General features: G+C 66.5%; 13 protein-coding genes. 6 read left to right on the top strand and 7 right to left on the bottom strand.

Annotation, left to right across the window (positions count from 1 at the left end):
* Positions 1-426 precede the first annotated feature (426 nt).
* The 3 genes from ilvD (at position 427) to GSH16_RS04795 (ending at position 4,954) form a co-directional block, all read left to right on the top strand.
* Entirely contained in the window at positions 427-2,160 is a 1,734-nt protein-coding gene (gene ilvD / locus GSH16_RS04785) for a dihydroxy-acid dehydratase (RefSeq protein ID WP_160852423.1), read from the top strand.
* Positions 2,161-2,178: 18 nt separating this feature from the next.
* Positions 2,179-2,814 (top strand): DUF6478 family protein, encoded by a 636-nt coding sequence (locus GSH16_RS04790; protein WP_160852425.1) that lies wholly within the window; start codon positions 2,179-2,181, stop codon positions 2,812-2,814.
* A gap of 106 nt (positions 2,815-2,920) precedes the next feature.
* Entirely contained in the window at positions 2,921-4,954 is a 2,034-nt protein-coding gene (locus tag GSH16_RS04795; protein ID WP_160852427.1) for an NADPH-dependent 2,4-dienoyl-CoA reductase, read from the top strand.
* A 10-nt stretch (positions 4,955-4,964) separates the two neighbouring features.
* On the opposite strand, the gene GSH16_RS04800 is transcribed toward GSH16_RS04795, so the two are convergent.
* Positions 4,965-5,342 carry a VOC family protein gene (locus GSH16_RS04800; RefSeq protein ID WP_160852429.1) on the bottom strand — a complete coding sequence of 126 codons (378 nt, stop codon included), beginning with the start codon at positions 5,340-5,342 and terminating at the stop codon, positions 4,965-4,967.
* Between the two features lie 43 nt (positions 5,343-5,385).
* A complete protein-coding gene (gene pip, locus GSH16_RS04805) occupies positions 5,386-6,375 on the bottom strand; it encodes a prolyl aminopeptidase (RefSeq protein WP_160852431.1) in 990 nt (329 codons plus the stop codon).
* A 50-nt stretch (positions 6,376-6,425) separates the two neighbouring features.
* Here pip and ubiG point away from each other — a divergent pair, with 50 nt between their 5' ends.
* Positions 6,426-7,187: a bifunctional 2-polyprenyl-6-hydroxyphenol methylase/3-demethylubiquinol 3-O-methyltransferase UbiG gene (ubiG, locus tag GSH16_RS04810; protein WP_160852433.1), complete on the top strand. Its 762-nt coding sequence runs from the start codon at positions 6,426-6,428 to the stop codon at positions 7,185-7,187.
* A gap of 19 nt (positions 7,188-7,206) precedes the next feature.
* On the opposite strand, the gene GSH16_RS04815 is transcribed toward ubiG, so the two are convergent.
* The 4 genes from GSH16_RS04815 to GSH16_RS04830 are packed head-to-tail and all read right to left on the bottom strand — an operon-like array spanning position 7,207 to position 9,573.
* A complete protein-coding gene (locus GSH16_RS04815; protein WP_160852435.1) occupies positions 7,207-7,659 on the bottom strand; it encodes a MarR family winged helix-turn-helix transcriptional regulator in 453 nt (150 codons plus the stop codon).
* A gap of 9 nt (positions 7,660-7,668) precedes the next feature.
* A complete protein-coding gene (locus tag GSH16_RS04820; protein ID WP_160852437.1) occupies positions 7,669-8,505 on the bottom strand; it encodes a carbon-nitrogen hydrolase family protein in 837 nt (278 codons plus the stop codon).
* 4 nt (positions 8,506-8,509) lie between these two features.
* Positions 8,510-8,767: a glutaredoxin 3 gene (gene grxC / locus GSH16_RS04825; RefSeq protein ID WP_160852439.1), complete on the bottom strand. Its 258-nt coding sequence runs from the start codon at positions 8,765-8,767 to the stop codon at positions 8,510-8,512.
* A 56-nt stretch (positions 8,768-8,823) separates the two neighbouring features.
* A complete protein-coding gene (locus GSH16_RS04830; protein WP_160852441.1) occupies positions 8,824-9,573 on the bottom strand; it encodes a ComF family protein in 750 nt (249 codons plus the stop codon).
* Between the two features lie 39 nt (positions 9,574-9,612).
* Between GSH16_RS04830 and GSH16_RS04835 the strand changes: the two genes are divergently transcribed.
* Together GSH16_RS04835 and hemH are read left to right on the top strand one after the other, a co-directional pair.
* On the top strand, positions 9,613-10,476 hold the full coding sequence (locus tag GSH16_RS04835) for a methyltransferase domain-containing protein (RefSeq protein ID WP_160852443.1): 864 nt from the start codon (positions 9,613-9,615) through the stop codon (positions 10,474-10,476).
* A gap of 144 nt (positions 10,477-10,620) precedes the next feature.
* The gene (hemH, locus tag GSH16_RS04840; protein WP_205523961.1) at positions 10,621-11,736 is read left to right on the top strand and encodes a ferrochelatase; all 1,116 of its coding nucleotides are present in this window, start codon (positions 10,621-10,623) and stop codon (positions 11,734-11,736) included.
* Between the two features lie 4 nt (positions 11,737-11,740).
* On the opposite strand, the gene GSH16_RS04845 is transcribed toward hemH, so the two are convergent.
* Positions 11,741-12,016 carry a hypothetical protein gene (locus GSH16_RS04845; protein ID WP_160852447.1) on the bottom strand — a complete coding sequence of 92 codons (276 nt, stop codon included), beginning with the start codon at positions 12,014-12,016 and terminating at the stop codon, positions 11,741-11,743.
* Positions 12,017-12,106: the final 90 nt, after the last annotated feature.

Genomic DNA, 12,106 nt, shown 5'->3' on the forward strand with positions numbered 1-12,106 from the left:
GCGATTGCGTGGCCCGATGCGCGGGGCTGTCTGCCCGGTCCCCCGGCCCATATATGCGCCTTGCAAGACGCTGATCGGGGCGCAAGACAGACGGGCGGACAGCCTGCGAACTTTCGCCCGGACCGGGATTGATCCGCCTCTCCCCTCGGTAGGATCTCCCGCTTCGCGCCGCCGACCAGCGTCTTTACCGGCAAGCGGGTTTTCCCTGTTCCCGTTTGCCGGGCGCGCCTGTCAGTGCGCATTGGCCGCAAGGTTAGTGAGGCACGAGCAGTGGCGGGCTCCGTTGGGTCCTTTGCCCCACTTTTCCTTCGGAGCCCGTCATCACACCCCATCCATACATGTCCCGCACCGCCATCTCCCTTGAGATTTGGTATGGGCTCGCCTAAGCACGTCTCAGCACAGTCCGACTGACAGGAGACCCGCGCGATGGACGCCCCGAAATTTGACAAGTCCCGTTTGCCCAGCCGCCACGTGACCGAGGGTCCGGCCCGCGCACCACACCGGTCCTACCTTTACGCGATGGGCCTGTCGGAGACCGAGATCCACCAGCCGCTCGTCGGCGTGGCGACCTGTTGGAACGAGGCCGCGCCGTGCAACATCGCGCTCAACCGTCAGGCACAGTCGGTCAAGCTCGGCGTCAAGACCGCCATGGGCACGCCGCGCGAATTCACCACCATCACCGTCACTGACGGGATCGCCATGGGGCATGAGGGGATGCGGTCCTCGCTCGCCAGCCGCGAGGCGATTGCCGACACGGTCGAGCTGACCATGCGCGGCCACGCCTATGACGCGATCGTCGGGCTGGCCGGTTGCGACAAGTCGCTGCCCGGCATGATGATGGCGATGGTGCGGCTCAACACGCCGTCGGTCTTCGTCTATGGCGGGTCGATCCTGCCGGGCCGCTACGAGGGCCGTGACGTGACCGTGCAGGATGTGTTCGAGGCCGTGGGCCAGCATCAGGCCGGCAACCTGTCCACCTGCGAGCTGGAAAAGCTCGAAGCCGTGGCTTGCCCCTCCGCCGGGGCCTGCGGCGGCCAGTTCACCGCCAACACCATGGCCTGCGTGTCCGAGGCGATCGGTCTGGCGCTGCCCAACAGCTCGGGCGCGCCCGCGCCCTACGAGAGCCGCGACCAGTATAGCGAGGCTTCGGGCCGCGCGGTGATGAACCTGATCGAGAAGAACATCCGCGCACGCGATATCGTGACCCTCAAGTCGCTGGAAAATGCCGCCCGCGTTGTGGCCTGCACCGGCGGGTCCACCAATGCGGGCCTGCACCTGCCGGCCATCGCGCATGAGGCTGGGATCGAGTTCTTCCTCGATGATGTGTGCGAGATCTTCCGCGACACGCCCTATTTCGTCGACCTCAAGCCCGGCGGCGCCTATGTCGCCAAGGACCTCTACGAAGCCGGCGGCGTGCCGGTGGTGATGAAGGAGTTGCGCAAGGCGGGTCTGATCCACGAAGAGTGCATGACCGTCACCGGCCGCACCATCGGGGAAGAGATCGACATTGTGGAGCGCGAAGCCGATGGCAAGGTGATCTATCCGGTGGAGACGCCGATCTCCAAGACGGGCGGTGTGGTTGGCCTGAAGGGCAATCTGGCCCCGCAGGGGGCTATCGTGAAAATCGCCGGCATGACCGAGGATCAGCTGACCTTCACCGGTCCGGCGCGGGTGTTCGAATGCGAGGAAGATGCGTTCGCCGCCGTGCAGGAGCGCGCCTATGAGGAAGGCGAGGTGATCGTCATCCGCAACGAGGGTCCGTCGGGCGGTCCCGGCATGCGCGAGATGCTCGCCACCACCGCCGCCCTGTCCGGTCAGGGCATGGGCAAGAAAGTGGCGCTCATAACCGACGGCCGGTTCTCGGGCGCAACCCGCGGTTTCTGTGTCGGGCATGTCGGCCCCGAAGCGGCGCATGGCGGTCCGATCGCCCTGATCCGGAACGGCGACATGATCACGCTCGATGCCCGCAACGGAGAGATTTCCGTGGCGCTGTCGGACGAGGAACTGGCCGCGCGCAAGGACGCCTGGAGCGGTCCGCGCGACACGATCTATGCGTCCGGCGCGCTGTGGAAATATGCCCAGCAGGTGGGCGAGACCTATCGCGGCGCGGTGACCCATCCGGGCGGCGCAGCCGAAAAACACGTCTACGCCGATCTCTGATCGCAGGAGGGCGGTGGCGTGGCGCTCTGGCCCTTTTCCCGGCGTCGCCCGCCGCAGCCCGTGCCCGATCCGGAGCATATGCCCGCGCCTTTGACGGGCTGTGCGCCGGTTCCGGGTCTGATCTGGGGCTGGCGGCCCGACCTCTGGGCCGCTGCCCGCAAACCCGCCGCTCAGGACGGGTTCCAGCCATGGCAGGCCCTGTCGGGAGATGTCACGCTCCATTCCGATGATCCAAGACTGACCGCCAGCCTGTCGCAGCGGCCGGCCCAGAGCGGCGCGTTCGGGATCGACCTGCACCTCACCGACCCGGGCGCGGCGCGCTACCTGTCGCTATCCAGCGCTTTGCCACTGGCCGACGCGGCGCGGATCACGCGGCATGATATCCTCAGCATCGATGTGGACCTTGGCACTGTCCCCGATGCGCCGGTTTTCCTGCGGCTCAACCTCGGTTGGGGTCCGAATGTCGGGGAGCAGACCCAAGCCTGGCCCGCAGGAGCACCGGACGCGCGATTTGCCTTCGACCTGTTCTACATGGCATTCGACAATCGGGTTCTGGACAAGGCGTGGATCGACCTGATCTTCGAGGCGCCGCTGGCGGACCATCTGGCGGTCGAGGATATTGCCCTTCAGCGGCATCCGCGCGCCACGCTCTGACGTGGGGTTGCTGCGCGGTCTGACGCCGCGTCCGGCGTGACTCCGGTGGGCATTTCGGGAAAGGTGGCGCCAGAACCGCCCCGCGACCCTGATCGGAGGACCGACCATGACCGAGAGCCGTTACCCGCATCTCCTCGCCCCGCTCGACCTCGGCTTCACCACGTTGAAGAACCGTGTGCTGATGGGGTCGATGCACACCAATCTCGAAGAGGTGGGCGACTGGAACCGTATCGCGGAATATTACGCGGCGCGGGCTGCCGGCGGTGTCGGGCTGATCGTCACGGGCGGGATTGCCCCGAACGAGGAAGGCGCGGTCTTCCCCGGCGCGTCCGGCCTCTTCTCGCAGACCGACATCTACAATCACCGGCAGGTGACCGACCGGGTCCACGCAGCCGGCGGAAAGATCGCCATGCAGATCCTGCATGCGGGCCGCTATGCCTACTCGCCGAAGGCGGTTGCCCCCTCGCCCGTCAAATCCCCGATCTCGCCCTTCCCGCCCAAGGAACTGGACGAAGAGGGGATCGAGAAGCAGATCGCCGATATCGCGACCGCCGCCGCCCGCGCCCGCGAGGCCGGATATGACGGGGTCGAGATCATGGGGTCCGAGGGCTATTTCATCAACCAGTTCCTCGTCACCCACACCAACAAGCGGACCGACCGCTGGGGCGGGTCCTACGAGAACCGGATGCGCCTGGCCGTGGAGGTGGTGCGCCGGTGCCGCGACGCGGTCGGACCGGATTTCATCCTGATTTTCCGCCTGTCGATGATCGATCTGATCCCGAACGGCTCCACGCATGAGGAAGTGGTCCAGCTTGCCCGCGCCGTGGAAGAGGCCGGCGTGACCATCATCAACACCGGTATCGGCTGGCACGAGGCCCGCGTGCCGACCATCGCCACTTCGGTCCCGCGCAAGGCCTTTGCTTGGGTCACGAAGGAGCTGATGGGCAAGGTCTCCGTGCCGCTCGTGACCTCCAACCGGATCAACATGCCCGACGTGGCCGAAGAGGTGCTGGCGGACGGCTGCGCGGACATGGTGTCGATGGCGCGGCCTTTCCTTGCCGACCCCGATTTCGTCAACAAGGCAGCGGAGGACCGCGCCGACGAGATCGCGCCCTGCATCGCCTGCAATCAGGCCTGCCTTGACCATACATTCTCGATGAAACTGACCTCCTGCCTCGTCAACCCGCGGGCCTGCCACGAGACGGAGCTTGTCTATGCGCCGGTGGAAGCGCCGCGCCGGATTGCCATTGTCGGCGCCGGGCCTGCGGGCCTCTCGACCGCGCTCGTCGCGGCGGAACGCGGGCACGCAGTCACGCTGTTTGACCGCGCAGCGGAGCTTGGCGGCCAGCTCAACATGGCCAAGCAGATCCCCGGCAAAGAGGAGTTTCACGGACTTGTCGACTATTACCGCACGATGGTCGAGCGGCGCGGGATCGAATTGCAGCTTGGCACCGAAGCCACGGCAGAGATGCTGGACGGTTTCGATGCGGTCGTGATTGCCACGGGCGTTGTGCCGCGTGACCCGCAGATCCCCGGACAGGAAGGCAGCAACGTGGTCGATTACATCGACGTGCTGCGCCACAAGGTTCCGGTGGGCGACCGGGTCGCCATCGTTGGCGCTGGCGGGATCGGCTTCGACGTGGCGGAGTTCCTCGTCCATGAAGGCACTTCGCCGACCGAAGATCCGGCGCTCTGGCGCGCGGAATGGGGTGTCAGCGATCCGGCAAAAGTGCGCGGCGGGCTTGCACCCGAAGGGCCGCAGCCCGAGGCACCGGCGCGCAAGGTGACGCTTCTGCAGCGCAAGGCGGAGAAGCCCGGCAAGCGGCTCGGCAAGACGACCGGATGGATTCACCGTGCCGCGTTGAAAATGAAGGATGTAGAGATGGTCGCGGGCGTCAATTACGAGCGGATCGACGCGGATGGCCTGCATATTTCCTTCGGCGAGGCCCGCGAGCGCCCGACGCTCGTCGAAGCCGACACGATCGTGCTCTGCGCCGGGCAACTGTCGGAGCGCAGCCTCGCCGACGCGCTGGCCGGCAGCGGTACGGAAGTGCATGTAATCGGCGGCGCGGATGTGGCCGCCGAACTGGACGCGAAACGCGCGATCGATCAGGGCAGCCGGCTCGCCGCCACGCTCTGATCCGCGCGGGTCAGCCGGCGGACGGGTCCGCCGGTTCCCAAAGCTCGATGGGCGTGCCCTCGGGATCGGCCAGCCGCGCGAACCGGCCGTTCGGCAGGGGTTCGGGATGCGGCGTAACCTCGATGCCTGCTGCGGTCAGTTGCGCCACCATCGCGTCGAGGTCGCGGACGCGGAAATTCAGCATGAATTGCGCCGCAGGGTTGCCGAAATAGTCGTTGTCCGCAGGAAACGGCGCGAAGACGGTCGGCCCCGCGGCTTGTTCCCAGACCCGGCTCTCATAGTCTGACGGGACCGGATCGATCCCCAGATGCTCGTGATACCATGCGGCCAGCGCGGCCGGGTCTTTCGCGCGGAAGAACAGTCCCCCGAACCCGTCTACCTTTTCCATCGGTCCCTCCTTCGCTACGCAATCGGGCGGGACCGGCGGCGTTTCAGCCCCGCTCGGCCACGCCTTTGAGTTCCTCCATCGCCGCAACGAGTGCGGCCGTGATGCCCGGCTCCGACAGGGCATGGCCCGCCGCGCCCACCATATGCAGACGTGCCGCCGGCCAGCGGTCGGCCAGCGTCACGGCAGTCGCGGGCGGGCAGATCATGTCGTATCGGCCCTGCACGATATGGCCGGGCAGATGCGCGATCCGGTCCATGTCCCGCAGGATCTGGCCATCTTCCTCCAGCCAGCCATTATGGGTGAAATAGTGGTTTTCCAAACGGGCGAAGGCGCGGGCATAGTCGCCGCCGGGACCGGCGGTCCGCCCCTCGCCCTCCAGCACGGCGAGCGCGCTTTCCCAGGCCGACCAGGTCGTCGCGCAGCGCATCAGTTCGCGCGGATCGTCACCGAAAAGCCGTGCGTGATAGGCCGCGATCAGGTCGCCGCGTTCCTGCTCCGGGATCGGGGCGATGAACCGGGCCCAGGCTTCGGGGAAGAACCGTCCGGCCCCGCCGCCGTAGAACCAGTCGAGTTCCGCCTGTGTCATGGTGAAGATGCCGCGCAGCGCCAGCGCCAGAACATGGTCCGGATGGGCCTGCGCATAGAGAAGTGCAAGCGTTGAGCCCCAGGACCCACCGAACAGGAGCCAGGCGTCGATCCGAAGGGCCGCGCGGATCTCCTCGATATCCGTGACGAGGTCCCATGTCGTGTTGTGCTCCACGCTGGCATGGGGGGTGGACCGCCCGCAGCCGCGCTGGTCGAACAGCACGATCCGGTAATGGTCTGGATCGAAAAAGCGCCGCATGCCGGGATAGCAGCCCCCGCCCGGCCCGCCATGCAGGACGAGCACCGGCACGCCATCGGGATTGCCGCATTGCTCGACATAGATCCGGTGGCCGTCGCCCACATCCATCATCATCTGATGAAACGGTGCGACGGGCGGATAGACGGTGCGGCGCAGGGCTGCGCCAATTTGGCGCGCGTTTTCTCGCATGGATGCACTATGTCCTGTAATGAACGGATCAAGAATGGCAGGTTGGACCCATGAGCGCAACGCAATCCCAGAATTCCGGCACGGTCGATCCGGCCGAGGTCGCCAAGTTCGAGGCGATGGCCGCGGAATGGTGGGATCCGAACGGCAAGTTCAAGCCGCTCCACATGCTCAATCCCTGCCGTCTCGACTATATCGTGACCCAGATTGCAGGCGAGTTCGGGCGCGACCCGAAAGCGCCCAAGCCCTTTGAAGGATTGCGTATTCTCGATATCGGCTGTGGCGGCGGGCTGCTGTCGGAGCCGATGGCACGGCTCGGTGCGGAGGTTGTCGGCGCAGATGCGGCGGAGCGCAACATTCCCGTCGCCCGCGTCCATGCCGAACAGTCGGGTCTGGCGATCGATTACCGCCATACAACGGCCGAGGCACTGGCCGCGGCGGGCGAGCAGTTCGACGTGGTGCTGAACATGGAAGTGGTCGAGCATGTGGCCGATCCGCTGGGCTACCTGAACGCCTGTCACGACCTTTTGAAGCCCGGCGGGCTGATGATCTGCTCCACGATCAACCGCAATCCCAAAAGCTTTGCCATGGCGATCATCGGGGCGGAACATGTGATGCGCTGGCTGCCCAAGGGCACGCATGACTGGCGCAAGTTCATCACGCCCGATGAGTTGTTCGACCTGCTGCGCCGCGCGGGCCTGACGCCCGAGGACCGGACCGGGTTTGTCTTCAACCCGATCAGTTGGTCATGGCGCCTGTCCGACCGGGACCTGAGCGTGAATTACGTCACCGCGAGCACCCGGCCCGCCGCATAGCGCCCCCGATCAGGCGTCGTCAGTCCAGACCATCGCCAAGATGTTCGCGCAGCTCGCGCAGGAACGGCAGCGCCGCGCGGATCTTTTCCGGACCGAGCTTGCGCATCATGTCCTCGAACACCGGAGAGATGGCCGACACGGCGGCTTCCCGCGCCGCAAGGCCTGCGGGACTGATCGACACGAGCTTGCGCCGCGCATCGTCCCAGTCGGGGCGGATATGCACATAGCCCGCCCGTTCCAGCTTGCTCAGCGTGTTGGTCATGGCGCCCTTTGTCAGGTGGAAGATCCGCGCCAGTTGTGCGGGGGTCTTCTCGCCGCGCAGCCGGGCGAAATGGTTCAGCACGATGAAATGTGACAGTTCCATCCCCGGCGGCAGCGCGCGGGAAAGCCGCGTGCGGGCAAGCTGCTCGGTTGCGGCGATCTCGCTGAAGAGTGCAATGACGAGCGGGTCATTGACCGTGGTCTGGTTCATGCGGGTCCCTCAGACGCCCTCCGGCGCGGGCAACGGGCGGTCATGGATCAGGCTGGGAATGCGCCTGCGGGCAGCATCCACCGCTTGGCGGTCGATTTCAACCAGCGTGACGCCGGGCGCGGTTCCGCCATCTCCGATCACCTGCCCCCACGGGTCTACGGCAAGGCTGTGGCCGTGGGTCTTGCGGTCCGGCGCATTGGCCGACCGGTGCACGCCACATTGCGCGGGCGCAAGCACATAGGAACCGGTCTCGATCGCGCGGGCGCGCAACAGCACCTCCCAATGGGCTTCTCCGGTTGGGCGGGTGAAGGCGGACGGCACGGTCAGGATCTGCGCGCCTGCTTGCGCCAGCATCCGGTAGAGCAGACCGAACCGCAGGTCGTAGCAGATCGTCAGGCCAAGCGTCATACCGGCGGCATGCGCCAGCACGGTCCGGTCACCCGGAGCCACGGCATCGCTTTCGCGGTAGCTCTCCCCCGATCCGAGGGTGACGTCGAACATGTGGATCTTGTCATAGCGCGTTGCAATCCGGCCATCGGGCGCGATCAGGAGCGACCGGTTCGCATGGCGGTCGGGATCATCGCCGCGCACGGCGACCGAGCCGAGAAGCAGCCAGACCGACAGGTCCGCCGCCAATTCGCGCATGGCGGCCACGAAAGGATCGTCGCCCTCGGGCAGCACGATCCGGCGCTGCAGCGCGCGGTCGGCGGTCAGAAGGTTGCTGTTTTCGGGCGTCAGCAGAACCTCAGCACCACCTGCGGCGGCTTCGCGTACCAGTTCGGTGCAGTGGGTGATGTTGGCGGCCGGCTCCTCCCCGCTCGACAGCTGGATGAGCCCGGCGCGCATCGCGTCAGGCCGCCAGAAGCGGGTCGAGCTTGCCCGCGCGGTCGAGCGCGTTCATGTCATCAAAGCCGCCGATATGCATGTCGCCGATGAAAATCTGCGGCACGGTCCGGCCACCCTGGCTGCGCTGGACCATCTCGGCCCGTGCCTCGGGATTCTGCATGACGTCGATTTCAACGTAGGAGACACCCTTGCCGTTCAGCAGGCGTTTCGCAGCGGCGCAATAGCCGCAGATGGGCGTTGTATATAGCTCGACGGATTTCATTCTGGCAGTCCTCTGGTCCGGTCCCGGTGCGGGCTCACCATCGCCAATATAGGGCGTCAGACCGGCCGTTCAACGCGTGCCGCGACCAGAACCGAGACGCCCGCCGCGCCTGCGCCTTTCAGGACACGGGTGCAGGCGGCGAGTGTCGCGCCCGAGGTCATCACATCGTCGATCAGAAGGAGGGTCCGGCCCGCGATCCGGCCCGCCTGCCGTTCGCGGATGACGAAAGCGCCTTCGACCGTGCGCTGCCGTTCCGCGCGGTCCTGACCCTGAAGGCTCGGCGTGGAGCGGCACCGGCGGAGCAGGTCAGGCGACCACGGGCAGCCGGTTGCGCGCGACAGGTGGCGGGCAAGCTCCGCCGACTGGTTCGCCCGCCGGCCAAGCCGCCGCCGCCAGTGGAGCGGCACCGGCAGGATCAGGTCGGTCTGCGAGAGCAGGTCCGGTGCTGCGCGGGCCATCCAGCGGGCAAGCACCGGCGCAATGTCGAGCCGGTCGGCATGTTTGAGCGCCAGCACCAGTGCGCGCCCTGTCCCGCCATAGAGAAGCACCGCCCGCGCATGGTCCCACGCTGGTGGTGCGGTGGTGCAGCTGTCACAAAGCAGCGGTGCGTCCCCGGGAGCGCGTGCATCGGCCAGAACCGGCACCGCACAGCGGTCGCACGTGGGGCCGGACAGGAGCGTCAGGTCCCGCCAGCAGGAGGGACAGAGCCCGCCGGGGCCGCCGACCGGCGCGGTGCAGGCCATGCAGCGCGGGGGGAAGATCAGGTTCAGCCCCAGGCGCGCCGGTCCCGCGAACGTGTGCAGCATGGGCTTTCCTCCGCTATCGGCGCGGGCTAGACGGGGGACATGACACGACCGCCCGATCTGTTCGACCGCACCCTTCTGGATCAGCGCCGCGCCCGCGCGGCGCGTGGCCCTGCGTCTGCCACTTTCCTGCACGAGGCGGCTGCCGCGCAGGTTTCAGAAAGACTGAACGAGGTTAACAAGTCATTTCAGGACTGCGCGGTGATCGGCCCAAAGGCAGCGCTCTGGGCGGACGAACTTCGCAGCGTTCCGTCCGTAGGCACCGTTGCGACACTGTCGGACACCGACCTGCTCGATCTTGAAGAGGGGTCTCTGGACCTGATCGTCCACGGTCTGGCGCTGCACTGGGCGAACGATCCCGTCGGTCAGCTTGTGCAGATGCGCCGTGCGCTGCGCCCCGACGGTCTGGCACTGGCCGTGCTCTTCGGTGGACAGACCCTGTCGGAACTTCGTCGTGCCATGGCCGAGGCGGAAACCCTTTGCGAGGGCGGCCTGTCACCGCGCGTCGCGCCGATGGGCGAATTGCGGGATCTGGGTGGCCTCTTGCAGCGCGCGGGCCTGGCCCTGCCGGTCGCGGACAGCGACACGCTGACGGTGAGCTACCAGTCCGCCCTGCATCTGATGCAGGACCTGCGCGCCATGGGAGAGACAAACGTGATGGCCGCGCGGCGCAAGCAGTTCCTGCGCCGCACGACACTTGCCAGCGCGGTCGAGATTTATGGTCGGCATTTCGCCGAACCGGGTGGCTCGGGCCGGGTCATCGCGACATTCGAGCTTGTGTTCCTGACTGGCTGGGCGCCGTCGGCGGATCAGCCGCAACCGCTGCGGCCGGGCAGCGCAACGGCGCGGCTGGCCGATGCGCTGGGCACGGTCGAGCAATCTGGCGGCGAGAAGGCGGGCGGCTGACAGGTGCCGTCCACTCGCCTGCGGCCATTTGCGCACCCCTCCAGAGTGATCCGCGCGGTCCTGCCGTCCGAAACCCGCTTTGACGGTCCGGCAACCAATGCTAGGGCAAGGAAAAGCGCGACAAGCGCCTGAGACGGGATGACCATGAACAGCGAGACAGGACCGAAGCACGAGACGGCGACGCCGGAGATCGATCACCCGGGCGCGGGGCGTCTGGCCCATGCCCCGTCGGACCACCCGCCTGTCCCGCGCGCCAGAACAGGCGTCCTGATCGCCAATCTGGGCACGCCGGACGCGACCGACTACTGGTCTATGCGGCGCTATCTCAACGAGTTCCTGTCCGACCGGCGCGTCATCGATATCGCGCGCTGGAAATGGCAGCCGCTCCTGCAACTGATCATCCTCAGCAAGCGGCCCTTTTCCTCGGGCGAGGCCTATCGCGGCATCTGGAACGAGGAACTGGACGAAAGCCCGCTCCTGACGACGACGCGGGCGCAGCGCGACCGGCTGGCCGAGCGGATGGCGGACCTGTTCGGCGATGATGTGATGGTCGAATTCTGCATGCGCTACGGCAATCCATCGACAAAGTCGGTGATGGAGAAGATGCAGAAGGCCGGCTGCGAGCGGATCCTCTTCTTCCCGCTCTATCCCCAATATGCCGGCGCCACGACGGCGACCGCCAACGATCAGGCTTTCCGCGCTCTGATGGAGCTTGCCTGGCAGCCCGCGATCCGCACCGTCCCGGCCTATTTCGATAATCCGCTGTATATCGATGCGCTGGCGCGGTCGGTGGAGGCGGCCTATGCCAAGCTTGACCGGCGGCCCGACCTGCTGGTGGCCTCCTACCACGGGATGCCGATCCGATACCTAATGCAGGGCGATCCCTATCACTGCCAGTGTGCCAAGACGACGCGCCTTCTGACCGAACGGCTCGGATGGGAGACGGGCGAGGTGCGCACGACCTTCCAGTCGGTCTTCGGGCGCGAAGAGTGGCTGAAACCCTATACGGTGAAAGAGGTGGCGCGGATCGCTGCGGAAGAGGGCAAGAAGGATATCGCGATCATCGCACCGGCTTTCTCCTCCGACTGTGTGGAGACGCTCGAAGAGATCAACGAGGAGATCAAGGAAAGCTTCGAGGAAGCTGGTGGCACCCGCTTCACCTACATCCCCTGCCTCAATGACAGCGATGCGCATGTCGCCATGATGGCGGATATCGTGACGCGTGAATTGTCCGGATGGGTCAGCCCGAAAGCGGGCTGAGCAGTCAGCCCTCTGCCGGACCGAAGAGCCAGTTGCCGGCGCGGTGCAGGAAATCGACCGCGTCGCGGGCGGCGGTCACACTTTCCCCCCGGCTGTCTTCGAGCCGCAGATGCAGGTCATCCACACCCGCGCGCAAAACGGATGTCGGGTCGGCATCCGTGGCGACCGTGATGGTTTTCGCCCCCGTCGTGCCCGGCAGGAGAATCGGCGCGGCCCCGGCAAGGCTGCCGGTGCAGAGCGTCAGGCCGACAAGGGCCATCAGGCGAAAATTACGTGTCATCAGTCGGTTCAGCCCGTTCGGGGGTGTCGCGCCGGCCCATGCCGCGCAACGGGACAGCCTTCACTATGCAAATGATTGTGGCTGCAATTT

It is taken from the genome of Oceanomicrobium pacificus, assembly GCF_009833495.1.
GTDB classification, from domain to species: Bacteria; Pseudomonadota; Alphaproteobacteria; order Rhodobacterales; family Rhodobacteraceae; genus Oceanomicrobium; species Oceanomicrobium pacificus.